This window comes from Bradyrhizobium icense, from assembly GCF_001693385.1.
GTDB lineage: Bacteria > Pseudomonadota > Alphaproteobacteria > Rhizobiales > Xanthobacteraceae > Bradyrhizobium > Bradyrhizobium icense.
Genome location: NZ_CP016428.1, coordinates 3473284 through 3492648, shown reverse-complemented (window position 1 = coordinate 3492648; position 19365 = coordinate 3473284). Strand labels below are relative to the sequence as shown.

Genomic DNA, 19365 nt, shown 5'->3' with positions numbered 1-19365 from the left:
TGCACGGATTGTGCCAGCATGGTCTGTCGTCTGCCGCGAAATGCGGGACGCGCGCTGATCTGGATCTATCGGCACTCGCTGTCGCTGCTGGTCGGCTACAACTGCCGGCATCTGCCGACATGTTCGGTGTATGGCGACGAAGCGATCGAGCGCTTCGGCCTATGGGGCGGCGGCTGGATGACATTGGCGCGGCTGTTGCGCTGCCACCCGTGGGGCACCTCCGGCATCGACAACGTGCCGTTCACGACGCCACCGGGCGCACGATGGTATCTGCCATGGCGCTACGGACGCTGGCGCGGCGTCAACGCCCCGTGAATGCGACGCTTGTGGCAAGCCTGGATTCCGCCGCTCAGCGCCAGAAGAAAAATCCGCCCCGCGGCTGCGGCCAAAAATCCGGCTGTGGTCGCGGCCCGATATCCGCCGGCGGCCGCGGCCTGCGCGGACGCGGCGGTGGCGGCGACGCCTCCGCCGACGCCGTGGCGTCGATAGCGGGCGATCCATCGCCAGGCAATCTCACCGCCAGCAGCACATTCGTTTCAGGCGTGCGCCAGCGATAGCCGATGCCGAAATCGATCGGCTGCGCGCGCCGGAAGAGTGCCGCATATGATTCCTGATAGCGTCCCGGGAACTCATCGATCGGCCCGAGGTAGCGGCCGAACGGGAACAAGCGCCATTTCCGCGTGCTGTAGTAGCCAAGCGGTATTCCGGAATCGTCCTGGATGATGGTGGCGCTGTTGTTGAGCAGGAAGTTGCGCACCGTAGTAAAGTTGCCGGAATGCAGGAGATAGGACGCGCTCTTGATCAGGCTGTTGCCGGGCGCGAGCGTCTCACAGAATTTCAGGAAGCCGCTCGCCTTCACGCCGGAGTTGGAGAGATCGGTCGAGAAGTAATACAGCGTCTTTTCCTGACCATCGCTGCCTGTGAAGATGATGCGCACGCCCCGCACGGCGTTCGGCCCAGGATTTTCGCCCGCGAAATACGCCGCGCCCCTGTCGTCCAGCGAGATCGGACTGGCGCTGTTCACGGTCATGCCCGAGCGCGCCAGAAACACATAGAGGATCGGCAAGGTGCCGCTGATCTGGCCCGCCTGCAGATCGGTCTTCATGTCCTTGGTGATGAAGAAGCTGAAGCTTAGGATCGAACTGAGCGAGCGTTCGACATTGTAGAGCGCGGATGCAACGCCGCCGCGCGACAAACGCGTCAGGTCGGGCACCGAGCCGACCGGCTCGAGCGCGCTCAGCACGTAGGTCGACGCCCTGGAATAAAAAGCGTTCGCATAGAGAAAGTCCGGACCTGAGAACATGTAGAACATGGTCGGCTTAGGTGCCGCCAGATTGGTATCGGCCCAGGCGCGGATCCGCGACAATTGGCGCTGCTCGAGCTGGCCGAACGCGGTGTCGAAGAATTTGGCGTGCCGTTGCCAGGCCGGATCCTTGGTGAGCGGCGCCAGCGGCGAGTCCGCCGACGGCATCATGCCTGCGAGAAATTTCGCAGTGTCGTCCGCCGTCGCGGTTTGGGCACGGACGGCAGCCACGGCCGCCAGCAGCATGACAGTAGCAAGCGTCGCCGTTCTCAGACAGTGCAGCATGCTCATTCCCGACCCGTTGCGGCCACGGGAACTTGATCTACCCGCTTGCGGAAGACGGCATAAATCAAGAGACCTGAAAACATGATCAGAAGACCGAGGAACGAGCGCAGCGGCTGTTCCTTCAAAAGATAGTACATCATGAAGCCGGTCACGAGCAGGAAAACCACCGGAGTTATTGGGTACCCCCAAGCGCGGTAAGGTCGCGGCAGGTCCGGATGGGTGATGCGCAGCTTGATGACGCCGAGCACGGTAAAGAACGAACAGAACAACAAGGAGAACTGGATGAACTCAAGCACCGCCTCGAAGCTGCGCGTAAACAGCATCAGGCTCGCAACCGTGAGCTGAAACAGAATGGCGTAAGCCGGTGCGCCGCCGGTCGACCTGCGGGCGAACGGGCGCAGCACCGGAATGTCCTCGCCCATCGTCATCATGACGCGCGGCCCGATCCACATCATCGCGCTGATCGAGGAGATCAACCCGAAGCAGATCATCGCGCCGACGATGCGGCCGCCGAGCTCGCCGAAGATGTAGCTGCCGGAAATGCGGGCGACGTCGAGCTGGCCTGCGAGCTTGTCGATCGGCGCTGTGTACAGGAACACGGCATTGAGCGCGACATACAGCACCAGCACGATCAGCGTACCGATCAGCATCGCCCGCGGCACATTGCGCTCCGGCAACCTCACCTCGCCGATGATGTAGGTTGCCGCGTTCCAGCCCGAGAACGAATACATCACGAATACGAGGCTGATCGCAAACGGCGCGCTGACGATATGGGTGAAGTCGGAAGCCGATGGCGCAAACGACACCGGCTGCGCGGAGCCGATCACGAAGCCGCTGGCCAGAAAGGCCATGATCAGCACCACCTTCAGGATGGTGGAGATTAGTTGAAAGGTCGAGGAGTGCCGCACCCCGGTGAGTTGCACCAGCGACACCAGCCAGACAACGCCGATGGCGAGCGCCATCGGCGGCGCATTAGGCAGCACCGACTTGCCGTACTCGCCAAAGGCCATGGCCGCCAGCGCGACCGGTGCCGCGAAGCCGACGGTTGCCGATACCCAGCCCGCCACAAAACCGAAGGCCGGGTGATAGGCCCGGCCGAGGAAGTTGTACTCACCGCTCGAGCGCGGAAACATCGCGCCGAGTTCGCCATAGGAAAACACCCCGCACAGCGCGACGATGCCACCCACGGTCCACAACAACAGGATCGAGAAGCCGGAGGGAATGTCCTTGACCTGAAAGCCGAGGCTGGTGAAGACGCCGACGCCGACCATGTCGGCAACGACAATGGCAACCGCCACCAGGACCGAAACGGTGGAGCCGCTGCCGGCGCGTGCGCCAGGCCGAGCCGGGCTTCCCGTTTCTGATGCCGCCATATCCGGACCGTACCTTCAGCGTCCCCAGCCAGGAGCTGCATCGTGCAGGCTCGCGCCCCTCAATTCAAGCAATGTTAACAATGGTTTAAAGCGGGACACAAAATAGGTCGTATAGTACCGGCCAACCGCCGCCGTGCGCCCCCGGATTGCGAAAACATCGTGACGGTCCCACAATCGCGACACGATTGGGTGGTCTGCTCAGGCTTCCGGACGTGGGGAGTTTTTCCGGACGCTTAATGTCGCCTAAGCGCGTGCGAGCTTACGCCGGTTGACGGTGGATCTTGGGGCATTGGGGTGGATGGCCGGAGCTAATCCGAAATTCCAGACAGTGGATCGCGCCGACCGGGCCATGTGCCCGGCCGTGCTGCGCCGCGCCTTGCCCCTTCGACGGCGCTGGGTTGCGATGGCTGTGCTGTTCGTGCCGCTGTCCTTTGTCCTGGTCCAGTGCGGCATGGCGCCGAATGCCGAAATGCTCGCGGCGAACACGGAAGGCGCAAAGTCGCGGGCCGCGAAATCCCTGGCTTCGAACGATACGTTCGACGACCGTTTCCCAACACCACAGTTCGCCGACCGTTTCCCAACCGCCAGTGAAAGCCTGCCGCAGATCCAGCACCAGGTCGCGCTGGCGCCGCAGCCGCGTGCGGTGCGGACCGAGCCGGTCAGAGTCGCCTCGCTAACGCCAACGCTGACACTTCCCCGCAACGAACGTGGAGAGCTGACCACGCTGGTCAGCATGAAGTCCTCGGCCTTCCCCTATTTCGGCACCAATCCGCGCTCCGAGGAGCCGTTCCTCAACATCGCCAAGGGCGACCGCAAGGGCCATCGCAGCTACAGCGGCAAGGTCTACTGGCAGGACGAGACCTACAACGACAGCCGCGTGCTGGTGCATGTCCCCGAGACATTCGATGTCAGGAAGCCGGGCGTGATCGTGGTGTTCTTCCACGGCAACGGCGCGACGCTGGAACGCGACGTCCGCGACCGGCAACTGGTGCCGCAGCAGATCTCCGATTCAGGCGTCAACGCCGTGCTGCTGGCGCCGCAGATGGCGGTCAACGCCGCCGACTCCTCGGCCGGCAAGTTCTGGCAGCCCGGTGGCTTCAAGCGCTTCATCGATGAATCGGCCGGCCACCTCGCGCGCCTCTACGGCGATCCGAAATCGGCACAGGCGTTCGCCAACATGCCGATCGTGATCGTCGGCTATAGCGGCGGCTTCCTGCCGACGGCGTGGAGCCTGGAGGTCGGCGGCCTTCCCAACCGGGTCCGCGGTGTGTTCCTGCTCGACGCCGTCTACGGCGAACTCGACAAGTTCGCGTCGTGGATCGAGAAAAACCGGACCGGCTTCTTCGTCTCTTCGTATACCCGCTACACCAAGCGGCACGACCTGGAGCTGATGCAGATGCTCCGCGACAGGGGCATCGCCGTCACCGAGAGCATGGACGGGCCATTGAAGCCCGGCAGCGTCGTGTTCGTGCAGACGCCTGATGGCGTCACCCATCGCGATTACGTGACGCAGGCCTGGACCGAACATCCGGTCAAGGACGTGCTGGTCAAGATGGCCGCAACGCCGGCTTTGACCCGGATCGCCGGTGCGCCCTACGCAAACCGGTAAGCGGCCTCGTCACCGCGATTAGACCTTGCTGGGTTTGGTCAGGATCACCGTCGTCAGTGCGAGCGCGACGAAGGCCGCTCCGACGTAGCCATTGGCGAAAAGGAGATCGCGCGCGTACAGGAAACCGCCGATGGCCGAACCAATGGCCTGTCCGACATAGAGCACGGATGTGTTGAGCGACACCGATGCGGACGCCAGCGCCGGCGCGGCGCCGACCAACCTCACCTGCTGCATCGAATTGGTGGAAGCAAATCCAATACCCCAGATCGCGACCGAGACAGCCATCAGCGGATAGATGCCGGCGCTGAGCGCCCATCCGCCCACACCAGCCAGCAACACCGACGTGAACAGCATCGAAGTCTTCCAGGCGCCCCAGGAATCGACGATGCGGGTTCCGATCGCGGTGCCGATAACGCCGCAGATACCGTAGCAGGCAAATACCAGGGCGATCGGGTCCGGGCCTGCGCCCGTCAACCGCGCCAGCAACGGGCCCATGTAGGTGAATATCACGAACTGGCCAGACATCTGCGCGGTCGTGATCAACAGCAACAGCAGGATCATCCGGTTGCGGCCGATGGCTGCCCAGGTCTTGAGGTCGACCGGCGCACCCATCAGCCCGCGGGGCAGGCGCCACGCCAGCAGCAGGAAACTCAGGCAGCTCATTGCACCGATGGCGCCATAGACCGCCTGCCAGCCATAGCGGCTGGCGATGAAGGTGATCGCCGGCAGGCCGACGGCCGCCGCCAGCGACCAGCCGAGAAAGATATAGGCGATCGTGCTGCCGCGTCTTTCTTCAGGCACGATCAGTGCGGCCGTTCCCGCCGCCTGCGGCGTGTAGAGCGCGCCGATTGCCAGCATCAGCAGGCGAATGACGAGCAGGCTCGCGTAGTCAGGCGCAAAGGCGGAAGCAATGTTGCAGAGCGCCAGCACGGCGAGTGTAGCCGTCAGCAGAGTGCGCCGCTCGATCCTGGAAGTCAGCCACGCCGTAACCGGCGAACCGACGCACAGCATGATCGCGCCGAAGGTGATCAACAGCCCCGCGGTACGGATAGAGACGTCAAGACCGGCCGACAGTTCGACCAGCATACCTGCCGGCACCAGCACCGAGCAGCCGGTGACAACGTTGCCGAGCATCAGCGCAGTCGGCACAAAGCGGCGCTCGGCGTGGACGGGCATCGGCGCATGTTTCATGCAGATGCATCTAGACTGTGAGCCGCGCCAAGATAAAGGACGCGATAGCGGATTATTAGTCATCGCTGTCATGAGCTTTATTGATTTGACGGCGGCTGATGCCGAGCGGCTCTCCGCCGGTCGCCGTGACGGAGATCAAGTATTCTTTCCCGGACCATGGGGCCAGATGTTGCCCCGTGGCCGCTGTCATCACGGCCTATTTTAGCGATATTGCCCGATTGCAGGAGCCGAATCCCCTGCTATACCGCTGCTTTCCCGCTTACCTGCGCTCGTTCGCAGGAGTGAGCTTTTAGGAGACGCCAATGCCTGACAGCAATGCACCCGCATCGGGGTTCCAATTTGGCCTTGCGAATTTGAAACCGGCCGAACCCGTGCAAAAAATCACCCTCACCTTCCCCGACGGCGCGAAACGCGAATTCGCCAAGGACATCACCGGGCTCGACGTCGCCAAGGGCATCTCGCCCTCGCTCGCCAAGCGCACGGTCGCGATGGCGCTGGACGGCGTGGTCGCCGATCTCAACGATCCGATTTCTTGCGATGCGAAGATCGAGCTCATCAACCGCGAGGACTCGCGCGCACTGGAGTTGATCCGGCACGACTGCGCGCACGTGCTGGCGGAAGCCGTGCAGTCGCTGTGGCCGGGCACGCAGGTCACGATCGGCCCGGTGATCGAGAACGGATTCTACTACGACTTCTTCCGCAACGAGCCGTTCACGCCGGAAGATTTCGCCGCAATCGAAAAGCGGATGCGCGAGATCATCGCGCGCGACAAACCCTTCACCAAGGAAATCTGGGATCGCGAGAAGACCAAGCAGGTGTTCCGCGACAAGGGCGAGGCCTTCAAGGTCGAGCTGGTCGACACGATTCCCGGCGACGAGCCGATCAAGATCTATTTCCAGGGCGACTGGTTCGACCTGTGCCGCGGCCCGCACATGAGTTCGACCGGCAAGATCGGCAACGCCTTCAAGCTGATGAAGGTGGCGGGCGCCTATTGGCGCGGCGATGCCAACAATCCGATGCTGACGCGCATTTACGGCACGGCGTTCGCCAGGCAGGAAGAGCTCGACGCCTACCTGAAGCAGATCGAGGAAGCCGAGAAGCGCGACCATCGCAAGCTCGGCCGCGAGCTCGATCTCTTCCACTTCCAGGAAGAAGGCCCCGGCGTGGTGTTCTGGCACCCGAAGGGCTGGACGATTTTCCAGGCGCTGATTGCCTATATGCGCCGCCGCCTGACCGGCGACTATGACGAGGTCAACGCCCCGCAGATCCTCGACAAGGTGCTGTGGGAGACATCCGGCCACTGGGACTGGTACCGCGAGAACATGTTCGCGGCGCAGTCCGCCGGCGACGAGGCCGAGGATAAGCGCTGGTTTGCGCTGAAGCCGATGAACTGCCCCGGCCATGTCCAGATCTTCAAGCACGGCCTGAAGAGCTACCGCGACCTGCCCCTGCGCCTGGCCGAGTTCGGCGTGGTGCATCGCTACGAGGCATCCGGCGCCATGCACGGGCTGATGCGCGTGCGCGGCTTCACCCAGGACGATGCGCATGTGTTCTGCACCGAAGCGCAGCTCGCCGAGGAGTGCCTGAAGATCAACGATCTCATCCTGTCGACCTACGCCGATTTCGGCTTTGAGGGCGAGCTCACGGTCAAGCTCTCGACCCGGCCGGACAAGCGCGTCGGCACCGATGAGATGTGGGATCATGCCGAGCGCGTGATGGCGACCGTGTTGGCCGAAATCCAGGCCAGCGGCAGCAACCGTATCAAAACTGAGATCAACCCGGGCGAAGGCGCGTTCTACGGGCCGAAGTTCGAGTATGTGCTGCGCGACGCCATCGGCCGCGATTGGCAATGCGGCACCACGCAGGTCGACTTCAACCTGCCCGAGCGCTTTGGCGCATTCTATATCGATGCCGACGGCTCCAAGAAAGTGCCGGTGATGGTGCACCGCGCGATCTGCGGCTCGATGGAGCGCTTCATCGGCATCCTGATCGAGCACTTTGCCGGCAATTTTCCGCTCTGGCTGGCGCCGATCCAGGTCGTGGTCACGACCATCACCTCCGAAGGCGACGAGTACGCCAAGGTGGTCGCGGCCGCGGCGCGGCGCGCAGGCCTGCGCGTCGAGATCGACCTGCGCAACGAAAAGATCAATTACAAGGTCCGCGAGCACTCGCTGGCGAAAATCCCGGCCCTGCTCGTCGTCGGCAAGAAGGAAGCCGAGACCCATTCGGTCTCGATCCGCCGGCTCGGCAGCGACGGGCAGAAGGTGATGCCGACCGACGAGGCGCTGGCCGCCCTCGTCGAGGAGGCGACACCGCCGGATGTGAGGCGGGCGCGGGCGGCGGCCTAATCATAATAGGTCTAAACCAGCTTACGCTGGACGGGCTGTGCCACTATCTCTGGCACAGCCATTTCCGACGAAAGAGACCCTTGTGCCCGACGCCATCGAACTCCTGAAAATCCGCCGCTCGATCAAACCCCGGGAGATGAGCGGCCCTGGCCCGACCGCCAGCGAACTCGACACCATCCTGACCATCGGCGCGCGGGTGCCCGATCACGGCAAGCTCACGCCATGGCGCTTCATCGTGTTCGAGGGCGAAGCCCGCGCCCGGGCCGGCGATATCATTGCGCAGGTGTTTGCGACGAAGAACCCGTCCGCGCCGGCCGCCGATATCGAGGTGGAGAAGCGCCGGCTGATGGACGCGCCGCTGGTGATCGCGGTGGTGAGCTTTGCCAAGCCGCACCCCAAGGTGCCGGCGTGGGAGCAGGAACTATCCGCCGGAGCGAGCGCCATGAACATCGTCACCGCTGCGGCCGCGCTTGGTTATGGCGCCTGCTGGTTAACCGGCTGGTACGCGTTCGACCGCGACGTGCTCGACGGGCTGGGATTGAAACCGGACGAAAGACTTGCCGGCTTCATCCATATCGGCACGGCGGCGAAGCCGGCCGAAGACCGCCCTCGCCCGGCGTTGTCGGATATCGTGACGCGGTTCTGAAGCCGACACGCCGCGGTGACGACGGGCCCTCTCATGCCCCGAACGCAAGCGGCGGGAGCCGGGGCAAATTCTACTTTGTATGGGGTTGTTTTGCGATTTTTTGTCCGGACGGCCCTGCGATGTACCGCCAACCCATCCCGCGGCCCGCTTTAGCGCGCCACGACCTCGACCTCGCCGTCGACGCCGTTGACGACGTTGAAGGGGCGCTCGAACACCTTGCCTTCATTCTTGGCGATCGCCCGGTATTCGCCTTCGGACAGCACCACGCGCGGAAACGCGCCGATCGATTCCTTGATGACGTCGCCGCCCGGCGTGATCACCGACCATGCGGTGTTGGCGAGCGCCTCGCCGCCCCTGTCGCTGACGAGTTTCAGCGTAATCACCGCCGCGCGGTGGGAGACGGTCACGTCCGTCAGCTTGCCGGCCTGGACGCGGATGTCGGAGCGCACCACCGAATTGGCATCGCCATAGTTGGAGATGATGTAGTAGGTGCCCTCCGGCAGTAGCGCGACGTCGCCTGCGGCGACGTTCGGAAGCAGCGGGCCGCGTTCGGAGCCTTCGAACTGGCTGCCCTTGTAGATCGCGAACGAGATCTGGTTCGGGGGAATCTTGCTGGTGCCGACGCGGCCTTCGATGCGCAGCCCGCCAGCCGGAAGCACGAAAGCCACGCGGTCCGTCTCGGCTTTCAGACTCACCGCCCGCACCGCGCTGACCAGGCCGAGAGCCACGTGGACGACGTAATTGCCGGGCGGCAGCACGATGTTCGGAGTCGCGCCGCGCTCCTCGCGGATCAGCTTGAACGTGCCGGTATCGTCGGGCTTGTCGGCGAATACCCGCCACACCAGGCCGCCGTTGATGACAGGCAGATCCTTGCCGTAGCGCGCCGTCAGCGACAGCACCGCCTGACCTGCGGTCGCGGCGCCGGGCGGCGGCACCACCGGCGGCACCGTGACAAGCGACGGCTGAACGATCGGCGGCTGGGTCATCGGTGCGGGAAGCGGCGGGATCGTTCCCGTACCCGACGGCGGCGCCAGATTCATGGCGGGCCCGGTCTGGACGTCTGGAACTGCTGCGGGCGGTACTGGCGGCGGGCGGTCCGAGAACAACTGGGCCGAGACCGGGGCCGGAAGCAGCGAAACCAGCGCCAACGCAAGTGCCAGCGCCGGGAAAGGCCATCCGCCCCTCCGGTGTCCAACGATACCGTTACCGCCCGAAATCATCGCCATGCTTTTCACCGAAAACGCGGCAAATTCAAGCCTTCGTGGCCGAAGTTTGGCCGGCGGCGCTAGCGGAACCCACACCGGCACCCAATGTTAATGCTGCGGGTCGTGGTCCAGTCACATTCCCCCCCTAGGCCGGCATTCGCCGGGCATAAACCATGCATCCGGATTGGAATGGACAATTCTGGCGCGGCCGCGCCGCGGCGAATATCGTTGCAGCCGCAGGAGAGTTTGCGTGTTGGATAGCTGGATGGGCCGCGGCCAAAAAAGCTCCGATGCCCAAGACAAGGTAGGGCTCGGCAGTATCCGCCGGCCGGTGATCGGGCTGGCGCTTGGTGGCGGCGCCGCACGCGGCTTTGCCCATATCGGCATCGTCCGGACCCTGGTGGCTCATGGAATCATGCCCAACGTCGTGGTGGGAACGTCGATCGGCGCCGTGGTCGGCGGCGCCTATGCTGCCGGACATCTCGATACGCTGGAAGAATGGGCGCGCAGCCTGCAGCCGCGGACAGTCCTCTCCTATCTCGACATCCGCCTGAACGGCTCGGGCCTGATCGGCGGCGCCAAGCTGGCAGCCCAACTGGAGGCGGCGCTCGGCCAGAGCCTGATCGAGGATCTGCCGGTGAAATTCGCCACCGTCGCGACCGAAGTGCGCACTGGCCACGAGATCTGGCTGACCCATGGCCCGATGGTGGACGCGATGCGCGCCTCCTACGCACTGCCGGGAATATTTTCGCCTATATTGGTCGGCGACCGCTGGCTGGTCGACGGCGCCCTGGTCAATCCGGTGCCGGTGTCGGCGGCGCGCGCGCTCGGGGCGGAAATCGTGATCGCTGCCAATCTCTCCAGCGATGTCTTCGCGCACTCAACGACGATCTATTCCCACGGCGCCACGCCAGGCGTTTCGGTCACGGTGATGCCGGAAGCGCTGCCCGAACCCGAGCCGCGCAAACGCGGCATCGGAAAATTCTTCTCCGCCGAGCGCACCATGAAGCGCGAATTCTTCGGCGGCGGCGGGCGGCCGGGTATCTCCTCGGTCATGGTCGATGCCTTCAACATCATGCAGGACCGCATCACCCGCGCTCGTCTTGCCGGCGACCCGCCGGACCTCCTGATCTCGCCCCGCGTCGGCAAGATCGGCTGGTTCGACTTTCATCGCGCCGACGACCTGATCGCCCATGGCGTGAAAGCGGCCGAGCGGGCGATCGAGTCTATCCAGGAGGCGATCCACATCCTCGCGCCGCCGCCGGCAGGCGAAGCCGAGAAGGCGCTCGAAAAGCCTGACAAGGAATAATGGTCAGGCCGTCTTGATGTAGTCGCGCAGCGCTTCCTGCTCGGCCTCGTATTCCTGGACGCGGCGCTTGACGATGTCGCCGATCGAAATCAGGCCGACCACCTTGCCGTCCTCGACCACGGGCAGATGTCTGAACTTGCCAATCGTCATCATTTCCATGATGCCGGCGACGGTGTCGGATTCCCGGCAGCTCACGACCTTGCGCGTCATGACCGCGCTGACGGGCTCCTCACACACTCGGGCTCCGCGCTCCCCCAGCACGCGGACAATGTCGCGCTCGGAAAGAACGCCCTCGAGGCGTCCCTGGTTCATCACCAGCACCGCGCCGATCTTTTTCTCGCCCAGCAGCTTGACCGCAGCCGAAAGCTTGACGTGGGGCTCGACGCTCATGACCTGATGGCCTTTTGTATCGAGAATTGCACGTACCGTCATTGTCGCCTCCTGAATCGGTTCGCGCCCGCAAGGGCCCGACTTGTTCGCGAGTCTTCAATCAACAGTTCCGCGCCGGTTCCGTTTCGCGGGCGCGGTCGGCAAGCAAAGTGGTGATGCACGTGCCTCGGCTTGCAGTTCGCCACGATGATGAATGAAATCGCCCTGACCCGCAAGCGGCGATCAGACACGGCCGGATTCGTCCGGCGATGAAGCATCGGCGGCATGCGGCGTCGCACGCGGCACCGGATCGAACAGCGAAAACAACATCAGGCCGGCGAGAAATCCGCCGATATGCGCCTGCCAGGCAACACTGGCGCCTTCTGCGCCGATCGAAATCGACCCAAGGCCGAAGATGATGTTGACGCCGAACCATACCGCCAGAAATCCGACCACGCGCGGGTTGCGCAACGCCCGCGAAAGCGACAGCGCCGGAACCTTCGCGGCGGCATCCGCATCGCCCCGCCTGAACGAAAGAAAACTTCCCCGCACGAAGGCAAAGCGGATGGCGGCGGCCATGGCGCCGGATACCGAGGCCGAAGCGCCGATCATCGGCGCGATCGCGTGCTCATGGGTGACGAGATGCGCCAGTGCGCCCGCCGCGGCCGTCACCGCCATGAAGACGAAGAACCTGGCAGGACCGAACCGGCGCGCCAGCGCGCTGCCGAACGGCAACAGCCACAGCACGTTGAAGCCGATATGGCTGAGATTGGCATGCAGCAGCGAATAGGTGACGAAGGTCCATACCTTGGCGCCGGCCCCGCCTGGAAAGGTGATGTTGAGCAACGTGGAGTCGTAGCGCTTCGGAATGAAGCCGAAGACGTCGATCGTCCAGTTCTCCAGCTCAACCGGCAGCAGCACCCGCAAATGAATCGCTGCGATCAGCGCGATATAAGCCGTGAGCGCGCCCGGTAGCGTCAAGATCGGCTCGTGCGGGGCGTCCGGCGGCTCGACCGGGGATGAGTAAGACTGGGATTCCAAGGGGTCCAGAACCTTAGCTGGCGGCTTCGAGGCGTATAGGCCCAGATAGGCGGCTTTGCCCGCCCTGTGCAAGTGCACAATCGCAGCTATTCCCGTGTCCCGGACGCGGCGCGCAGTGACGCGACGCAGAGCCGCGTCCGGGACACGATGTCGTTAGCAAAAAAACAAAAAAGAAAAAGGGAGGATGCTGAGAACATCCTCCCTTGTCTTGCTGGCCTTTTCGCGCCCCGGAGCCGGGATCACATCCCCGCCCTTCCCCGCGCGATGACCAAACTGTTTGACGCCACCTGTGTACCAACTGCGCCGGACAGATAAGCCGGCGCCGCCTGATGCGTTCCACATTACGCACGCCGCAGCGCCACCGCCAACCTCATAGTTAATTTAACGTTAACAACGCAAAGCAGCGCCTGAAGCAGCCAAATCGCGGCCCCCGGCATGGACGCTGCACAGCCTGTCCTGCACAACGAACAAGGGAAGGCGTGTTGCGCAAAAGCGGGACAGAGGTGTCCCGCCAAGGCAAGCCGGGGAAAGGTAAGCATGAAACACCCATCGAGCCGCGAGTTCTTCGCTTATTGGGATGCGAAACGCGGCGATGCGCGGGCGCCGGACCGTAGCGAGATCGAACCCGGCGCGGTGCGCGAGTTGCTCGGCGACATCTTCGTGCTGTCCTACGACAACGAGGCCGGTTATCCGTTTCGTGTCGCCGGGACGCGGGTCTGTGCCCTGCTCGGCCACGACCTGAAGGACACGAGTTTCTCGGCGCTGTTCACTCCGGACAGCCGCCGCGAGATCGAGGACATCATCAGCTACGTCGCAGAAGAAATGCTGGCAGCGATTGCCGGCATCGCCGCCACTTCGCAAGATGGTGCGACGGCGCATCTGGAGTTGCTGCTGCTGCCATTCAACCACCGTGCGCATGCGCCGATCAGCCTGACCGGATTGCTGGCGCCGTTCGAAAACGATCTCGGCACGATCAGGGATTTCAAGGTAACGTCGTGGCGCTATTTGCATCGGCCGCAAAAGCTCGTCCCGCGCGCCTTGCGCAAGCTCGCCATCGCGCGTGGCTTCATGGTGTATGAAGGCCTGCGGTAACCACGAACCGACTGGTTTATCGAACGCGAGCACAATGCATGGTGGCGTGACCATGCCCGAAAACAACCCACAGACGCCTTCAAAAAAAGCACGGCCAAGCATTGCCTAAATGCGAGGCGTCAGGCAGGGTCGAACCACGACGTGGAGCCGGGCCACATCAGCTGAATGAGACGCACCGAGAGAAATCTCGGGGGCGCGTATTCGCCGTAACCTCGGAGATCCCAAGTATGCTGTTCAAGAGATTGATGCTTGCCGCCGCAATTGCCACTGCCGCGGTGGCGACGCAGGCCCATGCCGACGCCCTCGATTCGATCATGAAGTCCAAGGTGATCAAGATCGCGGTGCCGCAGGATTTTGCGCCGTTCGGCTCCGCCGGGCTCGATCTCAAGCCGCAGGGCTACGACATCGATATGGCCAACCTGATCGGCAAGGAACTCGGGGTGAAGACCGAAATCATTCCGGTGACCAGCGCCAATCGCATTCCCTATTTGCAGACCAACAAGGCCGACCTCGTGATCTCCAGCCTCGGCAAGAACGAGGAGCGCGAAAAGGTCATCGATTTCTCGATCGCCTATGCACCGTTCTTCTCCGGCGTGTTCGGCACCAAGGCGGTCGCGGTTGCGAGCGCGGCCGATCTCAAGGGCAAGACCATCGGCGCCACCCGCGGCGCGATCGAGGAGCAGGCGCTGACCGCCTCCGCCCCCCCGGATGCGACCGTCAAGCGGTTCGAGGACAACAACGCGACCATTGCAGCCTTCGTCTCCGGCCAGGTCGACCTGATCGCCACCGGCAACACGGTTGCCGCCGCCATCGCGGAAAAGGTCCCTGCCCGCGCCCCGACGCTGAAATTCGTGATCAAGGACAGCCCCTGCTATGTCGGGCTCAACAAGAACGAGCCGGCGCTGCTCGCCAAGGTCAACGAGATCATCACCAAGGCCAAGGCATCGGGCGAGATCGGAAAACTGTCGGAGAAGTGGCTGAAGGCACCGTTACCGCCCGGCTTCTAAGCGCAAGGCGCCGCAGTGTCCTACAAGCTGCAATTCGCAGAACTGCTTCCCTACTGGAACGTGCTGCTGTACGGGCTCGTCTTCACGATCGTGCTGACGATCGTGTCGACGGTCGCCGGCGTCGCGGTCGGCACCGCAGGCGCCGCGGCGCGCACCTTTGGACCCGGCTGGCTCGTCCGCATCGTCGCGGTGTACGTCGAATTGATCCGCAACACGCCGTTCATCGTGCAGTTGTTCTTCATCTTCTTCGGCCTGCCGGCGTTGGGGCTGAAGCTCAGCGAGACCACCGCCGCCTTCCTCGCCATGGTGATCAACCTCGGTGCCTACTCGACCGAGATCATCCGCGCCGGCATCGAGGCGGTTCCGAAGGGCCATCTCGAGGCCGGCCTGAGCCTCGCCATGAGCAAATGGGAGGTGCTGCGCCACGTCGTGCTCAACCAGGCATTTCGAAAAATCTACCCGGCGCTGTCGTCGCAGATCATCATCGTCATGCTGGGATCGGCGGTGGTGTCGCAGATCTCGGCGGAAGACCTCACCTATGCCGCGAACTACATTGCCTCGCGAAACTTCCGTAACTTCGAGGTCTACCTGTTGGTCGCGCTGGCCTACCTCCTGCTGGCGATGCTGACGCGTTCGCTCTTGCGCGCGCTCGGCCGCGTCATCTTCAAGGCGAGGTGATCCATGCTGCAGTTCAGCTTCTGGGACATCCTCTCCAACCTCTTGATCGCCACGCAATGGACCATCGTGCTGTCGCTGATTGCATTCTTCTGCGGCGGCATCGTCGGGCTGGTACTGCTGTTCATGCGCACCTCGCGGATCGCGCCGCTGGAATGGTTCACCAAGATCTACATCGAATTCTTCCAGGGCACGCCGCTCTTGATGCAGTTGTTCCTGTTCTTCTTCGGCATCGCGCTGTTCGGCGTCGAAGTCTCGCCGTGGATGGCCGCGACGCTGGCGCTGACGTTCTGGACCAGCGCGTTCCTGACCGAGATCTGGCGCGGCTGCGTCGAAGCGATCCCGAAGGGCCAATGGGAGGCCTCTTCCAGCCTGGCGCTCAGCTACATCGAGCAGATGCGCTACGTGATCCTGCCGCAGGCTTCGCGCATCGCGGTCGCGCCGACCGTGGGCTTCTCGGTGCAGGTGATCAAGGGCACCGCGCTCGCCTCGATCATCGGCTTCGTCGAGCTGACCAAGGCCGGCACCATGCTCAACAACGCGACCTTCCGGCCGTTCCTGGTCTATTCGCTGGTCGCGCTGATCTATTTCTGCCTGTGCTTCCCGCTGTCCTGGTGGGCGAAGAAAATCGAAGGCCGCCTCAATGTCGCTCGTTAGCATCCGTGACGTCAGGAAGAGTTTTGGTGCAAACGAGGTGCTGAAAGGCGTCTCGCTCGACATCGCCAAGGGCGACGTGGTCGCGATCATCGGCCGCTCCGGCTCGGGTAAGAGCACCCTGCTCCGCTGCATCAACGGCCTGGAGACCTACCAGTCCGGCACCATCGTCGCCGATGGCATCGAGGTCGGCGGCGCTGCTACCAATCTGCGCGAACTGCGCCGTCACGTCGGCATGGTGTTCCAGCAATTCAACCTGTTTCCACATCTGACGGCGGCCGAGAACGTCATGCTGGCGCCCACCGTCGTCAACAAGGTATCGAAGGCGGAAGCCCGCGCCACCGCCGCCGAAATGCTGGCCAAGGTCGGATTGTCGGAAAAGATGGACGCCTATCCGAGCGAACTCTCCGGCGGCCAGCAGCAGCGCGTCGCCATTGCTCGCTCGCTGGCGATGCGGCCGAAGGTGCTGCTGTGCGACGAGATCACGTCCGCCCTCGACCCCGAACTGGTCAACGAGGTGCTGCGCGTGGTCGAGCAATTGGCGCGCGAGGGAATGACGCTGATCCTGGTCACGCATGAAATGCGCTTCGCCCGCGACGTCGGCACCAAGCTCGTCTTCATGCACCATGGCAGGGTGCATGAAGAAGGCGTGCCGAAAGAGGTCTTCGCAGCCCCGCGAACTCCGGAACTGCAGCAGTTCGTCGGCCAGGTCGGCTGAGTTTCGGCCTCAGCGTCCGGTGAACACTGCCGCGCGTTTCTCGAGAAAAGCGTTGCGCCCTTCCATCGCATCGGCACTCCGTCGGATCTCTGCCTGTGTTTCGATCTCGCGCCGGAACTGATCGGCATAGCTGGCATGTTCGCTCTCGTCGATCAGGCGGCGCGTCGCGACCAGCGCGCGCGTCGGGCCGCTGGCAAGCCTACGCGCCAGCTCGAGCGCGCCATCACGAAGCGCCGCATCGTCGAACACTTCGCGGACCAGACCCCACTCTTTCGCGAGATCGGCAGACAGCGGCTCGTTGGTCATCATCAGTTCGAGCGCGCGTTGCCGGCCGACGAGGCGCGGCAACAGCCAGGTCGAGCCGAGATCGGGGACCAGTGCGATGCGGCTGAACACCTGAATGAAGCGCGCCGAACGCGCCGCGACGATCATGTCACCCGACATCGCAAGGCTGAACCCGCCGCCTGCCGCCACGCCATTGACGGCGACGATAACCGGCACGCGGCACTCGCGCATCGCCTTGAACGCCGGCCAGTAATATTTCATCACGCCAGCCGCGATGTCCTCGCCGAGGACCTGCGCGGCTTTAAGATTTTGCCCTGAGCAGAAGCCGCGGCCGCCGCCTGTCAGCACCAGCGCCCGCACCTCGGGATCGTCGTTGACTTCACCAATGGCAACGGCGAGATCCCCCAGCAGATCCGGCGTCATCGCGTTCAGGGTGTCGGGCTCATCCAATGTGAGCACACTGACGTTGCCGTCGCGCTGTCGCTTCACTCCGGGCATCTTATTCCTCCGCCTGCTGACATTTTTGGGCCGGCCCGGGCCGGGCGGGACCAGGTAATCCTAATCGTACCGAAACGTTGCAGCGAAGCACAATCGCCCCGTGCAGGCTTGACCGAAATCGGTGTCGCCAGAGATACTTGGCCTATTGGATATGAGCTATGTTTGAGATCGGTATTTTCTGCGTAGTTTTTTCGCAGTCTCCTATTGGGCGATCCTCTGGCTGATGGGACGGCGTAATGACATGCTGCACGGCGAGTTCGTCAAAGGCGAGCCGTATGCCGAGGAGCCTGTGCGTCCTGTTTTCCCGGAGCGCCCGATTCGATCCGGGCCGCCCGAGCGCGCCCTTGAAGCCGCTCCCCAACAACCGCCGTTCCGACAGGAACGATTAGATTCGCTCCTGAACACGATCAAACAGGATCTCAATCAACTGGTACAGAAATAGGCGACCCGCAATCACTGCGCCAGCATCGGCGCCGTGTCGGTCCACCCGGTCGAGGAGAGAGCGTTGCGCAATCGCTGGGGTATTCTGGCCGTACTGTTCATTGTACGGCTCACCATGGCGTTCCAGTTTCAGAGCGTCGCTGCGGTTGCGCCGCTGCTCGGCGCCAAATTCGATGCCAGCCTTGCCGATATCGGGCTCCTGATCGGCCTCTATCTCACGCCGGGAGTCGCGCTGTCGCTGCCGGGCGGCGAGATCGGAAGAAGGCTTGGAGACAAGGCCACAGTGGCAGGCGCACTATTGCTGATGTTGATCGGCCAACTGGCCATGGTGGCCTCGGATTCCTGGGGCTGGCAAATTGCAGGTCGACTGATCGCCGGCGGTGGCGCCGTCTTACTCGGCGTCATGATGACGAAAATGGTCACCGACTGGTTCGCCGGCAAGGAAATCGCGACCGCAATGGCCATCTTCGTCACTTCGTGGCCGGCCGGCATTGCAACCTCCCTTTTGACCCTGCCCGCGGTCGGCACCGTCTATGGTGTCAGCGCGGCCTACCTTTCGGTTGCCGCGCTGATCGGCCTTGGCATCCCGCTTCTTGTTGTGGGCTATCGATCGCCGTCTATTGCTGCAGCCGCGCCTTCAGCCCCCTCCCGGCTCGACCGCAACACCCTCTTCGCCGTGATCATCGCGGGTCTGATCTGGGGCGTGTTCAATATCGGCTTCACGATGATTTTCAGTTTCGGCCCGACGCTGCTGGTCGAACGCGGCTGGTCGATCACGGCGGCCGGCTCGGCCATCAGCATCGTGCTGTGGCTCGCAGCGTTGAGCGGAATAGCCGGCGGATTTCTGGCTGATTGGACCGAGCGGCCGCAATCGGTGCTTGTCATCGGGTGCCTGCTGTTCGCGCTATTGATGCTGATGCTGCCTCGCAGCGAGGCCGTGATTCCCATTGTGATTGCGATCGGCGCGATCAGCGCCCTGCCCGCAGGGCCAATCATGAGCCTGCCCGCGCGTGTGTTGGAGCCTCAGACGCGTGCGATCGGGATGGGTATTTTCTTCACCGTCTTCTACGTCGTGATGATGCTGGGCCCGGCGATCGCTGGCGCCATCGCCAAATGGGCCGGTAGCGCGGCGGCGGCACTCGACTTCGGGACGGCGGCCCTGCTTGCGTGCCCGGTATTGCTTTGGGGATACAACCGGATTGTTGCGCTGCGACCGCAGGCCGCGTGATTGCCCACTTCCTGCAACCGCCGCTAACACATCGTTAACCCTGTCGGCCTTAGGGTCTTCCTGACGCCGAAGACCGGCTGTCTGGTGG

19 protein-coding genes are annotated in these 19365 nt (G+C 63.4%); 12 read left to right on the top strand and 7 right to left on the bottom strand.

Translation table 11 applies throughout. The annotated features are described in order from the left end of the window. The first annotated feature begins 18 nt into the window (after window positions 1–18). Window positions 19–315 (top strand): membrane protein insertion efficiency factor YidD, encoded by a 297-nt coding sequence (yidD, locus tag LMTR13_RS16275; protein ID WP_210184859.1) that lies wholly within the window; start codon window positions 19–21, stop codon window positions 313–315. Window positions 316–349: 34 nt separating this feature from the next. Here yidD and LMTR13_RS16270 read toward each other — a convergent pair whose 3' ends face one another. Then, the gene (locus LMTR13_RS16270; RefSeq protein ID WP_156795650.1) at window positions 350–1588 is read right to left on the bottom strand and encodes a hypothetical protein; all 1239 of its coding nucleotides are present in this window, start codon (window positions 1586–1588) and stop codon (window positions 350–352) included. 2 nt (window positions 1589–1590) lie between these two features. Beyond that, window positions 1591–2961, bottom strand: coding sequence for an APC family permease (locus LMTR13_RS16265; RefSeq protein ID WP_065728747.1), 1371 nt, complete (start codon window positions 2959–2961; stop codon window positions 1591–1593). A gap of 298 nt (window positions 2962–3259) precedes the next feature. Between LMTR13_RS16265 and LMTR13_RS16260 the strand changes: the two genes are divergently transcribed. Further along, on the top strand, window positions 3260–4570 hold the full coding sequence (locus LMTR13_RS16260; RefSeq protein ID WP_065728746.1) for an alpha/beta hydrolase: 1311 nt from the start codon (window positions 3260–3262) through the stop codon (window positions 4568–4570). 18 nt (window positions 4571–4588) lie between these two features. On the opposite strand, the gene LMTR13_RS16255 is transcribed toward LMTR13_RS16260, so the two are convergent. After that, complete coding sequence (locus LMTR13_RS16255) at window positions 4589–5761, bottom strand: MFS transporter (protein ID WP_065728745.1); 1173 nt, start codon at window positions 5759–5761, stop codon at window positions 4589–4591. Window positions 5762–6063: 302 nt separating this feature from the next. On the opposite strand from LMTR13_RS16255, the gene thrS reads away from it, so the two are divergent. Then, on the top strand, window positions 6064–8109 hold the full coding sequence (gene thrS / locus LMTR13_RS16250) for a threonine--tRNA ligase (protein WP_065728744.1): 2046 nt from the start codon (window positions 6064–6066) through the stop codon (window positions 8107–8109). An 82-nt stretch (window positions 8110–8191) separates the two neighbouring features. After that, window positions 8192–8755: a nitroreductase family protein gene (locus LMTR13_RS16245; RefSeq protein ID WP_065728743.1), complete on the top strand. Its 564-nt coding sequence runs from the start codon at window positions 8192–8194 to the stop codon at window positions 8753–8755. A 149-nt stretch (window positions 8756–8904) separates the two neighbouring features. Here LMTR13_RS16245 and LMTR13_RS16240 read toward each other — a convergent pair whose 3' ends face one another. After that, entirely contained in the window at window positions 8905–9975 is a 1071-nt protein-coding gene (locus LMTR13_RS16240) for a hypothetical protein (RefSeq protein ID WP_065732733.1), read from the bottom strand. A gap of 235 nt (window positions 9976–10210) precedes the next feature. Here LMTR13_RS16240 and LMTR13_RS16235 point away from each other — a divergent pair, with 235 nt between their 5' ends. After that, window positions 10211–11269: a patatin-like phospholipase family protein gene (locus LMTR13_RS16235; protein WP_065728742.1), complete on the top strand. Its 1059-nt coding sequence runs from the start codon at window positions 10211–10213 to the stop codon at window positions 11267–11269. Window positions 11270–11272: 3 nt separating this feature from the next. Here LMTR13_RS16235 and LMTR13_RS16230 read toward each other — a convergent pair whose 3' ends face one another. Together LMTR13_RS16230 and LMTR13_RS16225 are read right to left on the bottom strand one after the other, a co-directional pair. Next, on the bottom strand, window positions 11273–11701 hold the full coding sequence (locus LMTR13_RS16230; RefSeq protein ID WP_065728741.1) for a CBS domain-containing protein: 429 nt from the start codon (window positions 11699–11701) through the stop codon (window positions 11273–11275). A gap of 180 nt (window positions 11702–11881) precedes the next feature. Beyond that, a complete protein-coding gene (locus LMTR13_RS16225) occupies window positions 11882–12679 on the bottom strand; it encodes a rhomboid family intramembrane serine protease (protein ID WP_236843401.1) in 798 nt (265 codons plus the stop codon). Between the two features lie 537 nt (window positions 12680–13216). Between LMTR13_RS16225 and LMTR13_RS16220 the strand changes: the two genes are divergently transcribed. The 5 genes from LMTR13_RS16220 (at window position 13217) to LMTR13_RS16200 (ending at window position 16825) form a co-directional block, all read left to right on the top strand. Next, window positions 13217–13771, top strand: a complete 555-nt coding sequence (locus tag LMTR13_RS16220; protein ID WP_065728740.1) for a PAS domain-containing protein — start codon at window positions 13217–13219, stop codon at window positions 13769–13771. 227 nt (window positions 13772–13998) lie between these two features. After that, entirely contained in the window at window positions 13999–14778 is a 780-nt protein-coding gene (locus tag LMTR13_RS16215) for a transporter substrate-binding domain-containing protein (RefSeq protein ID WP_083219072.1), read from the top strand. 15 nt (window positions 14779–14793) lie between these two features. Next, complete coding sequence (locus LMTR13_RS16210) at window positions 14794–15456, top strand: amino acid ABC transporter permease (protein ID WP_065728739.1); 663 nt, start codon at window positions 14794–14796, stop codon at window positions 15454–15456. 3 nt (window positions 15457–15459) lie between these two features. Beyond that, window positions 15460–16110 carry an amino acid ABC transporter permease gene (locus tag LMTR13_RS16205; RefSeq protein ID WP_028349152.1) on the top strand — a complete coding sequence of 217 codons (651 nt, stop codon included), beginning with the start codon at window positions 15460–15462 and terminating at the stop codon, window positions 16108–16110. After that, the gene (locus LMTR13_RS16200; RefSeq protein ID WP_065728738.1) at window positions 16097–16825 is read left to right on the top strand and encodes an amino acid ABC transporter ATP-binding protein; all 729 of its coding nucleotides are present in this window, start codon (window positions 16097–16099) and stop codon (window positions 16823–16825) included. The genes LMTR13_RS16205 and LMTR13_RS16200 overlap by 14 nt, the downstream gene beginning before the upstream one ends. Before the next feature lie 9 nt (window positions 16826–16834). On the opposite strand, the gene LMTR13_RS16195 is transcribed toward LMTR13_RS16200, so the two are convergent. Next, window positions 16835–17608: an enoyl-CoA hydratase-related protein gene (locus LMTR13_RS16195; protein ID WP_065728737.1), complete on the bottom strand. Its 774-nt coding sequence runs from the start codon at window positions 17606–17608 to the stop codon at window positions 16835–16837. Between the two features lie 241 nt (window positions 17609–17849). On the opposite strand from LMTR13_RS16195, the gene LMTR13_RS16190 reads away from it, so the two are divergent. Next, the gene (locus LMTR13_RS16190) at window positions 17850–18050 is read left to right on the top strand and encodes a hypothetical protein (RefSeq protein WP_156795649.1); all 201 of its coding nucleotides are present in this window, start codon (window positions 17850–17852) and stop codon (window positions 18048–18050) included. A gap of 63 nt (window positions 18051–18113) precedes the next feature. Beyond that, window positions 18114–19277, top strand: a complete 1164-nt coding sequence (locus LMTR13_RS16185; protein ID WP_065728736.1) for an MFS transporter — start codon at window positions 18114–18116, stop codon at window positions 19275–19277. The last annotated feature ends 88 nt before the right edge of the window (window positions 19278–19365 follow it).

Excerpts from the sequence above, each read along its gene's own strand:
- LMTR13_RS16270 (WP_156795650.1), bottom strand. The coding sequence starts at position 1,588 with ATGCTGCACTGTCTGAGAACGGCGACGCTTGCTACTGTCATGCTGCTG.
- LMTR13_RS16255 (WP_065728745.1), bottom strand. The coding sequence starts at position 5,761 with ATGAAACATGCGCCGATGCCCGTCCACGCCGAGCGCCGCTTTGTGCCG.
- LMTR13_RS16200 (WP_065728738.1), top strand. The coding sequence starts at position 16,097 with ATGTCGCTCGTTAGCATCCGTGACGTCAGGAAGAGTTTTGGTGCAAAC.
- LMTR13_RS16220 (WP_065728740.1), top strand. The coding sequence starts at position 13,217 with ATGAAACACCCATCGAGCCGCGAGTTCTTCGCTTATTGGGATGCGAAA.
- LMTR13_RS16265 (WP_065728747.1), bottom strand. The coding sequence starts at position 2,961 with ATGGCGGCATCAGAAACGGGAAGCCCGGCTCGGCCTGGCGCACGCGCC.
- LMTR13_RS16190 (WP_156795649.1), top strand. The coding sequence starts at position 17,850 with ATGCTGCACGGCGAGTTCGTCAAAGGCGAGCCGTATGCCGAGGAGCCT.
- LMTR13_RS16215 (WP_083219072.1), top strand. The coding sequence starts at position 13,999 with ATGCTGTTCAAGAGATTGATGCTTGCCGCCGCAATTGCCACTGCCGCG.
- LMTR13_RS16260 (WP_065728746.1), top strand. The coding sequence starts at position 3,260 with ATGGCCGGAGCTAATCCGAAATTCCAGACAGTGGATCGCGCCGACCGG.
- yidD (WP_210184859.1), top strand. The coding sequence starts at position 19 with ATGGTCTGTCGTCTGCCGCGAAATGCGGGACGCGCGCTGATCTGGATC.
- thrS (WP_065728744.1), top strand. The coding sequence starts at position 6,064 with ATGCCTGACAGCAATGCACCCGCATCGGGGTTCCAATTTGGCCTTGCG.
- LMTR13_RS16195 (WP_065728737.1), bottom strand. The coding sequence starts at position 17,608 with ATGCCCGGAGTGAAGCGACAGCGCGACGGCAACGTCAGTGTGCTCACA.
- LMTR13_RS16205 (WP_028349152.1), top strand. The coding sequence starts at position 15,460 with ATGCTGCAGTTCAGCTTCTGGGACATCCTCTCCAACCTCTTGATCGCC.
- LMTR13_RS16240 (WP_065732733.1), bottom strand. The coding sequence starts at position 9,975 with ATGATTTCGGGCGGTAACGGTATCGTTGGACACCGGAGGGGCGGATGG.
- LMTR13_RS16230 (WP_065728741.1), bottom strand. The coding sequence starts at position 11,701 with ATGACGGTACGTGCAATTCTCGATACAAAAGGCCATCAGGTCATGAGC.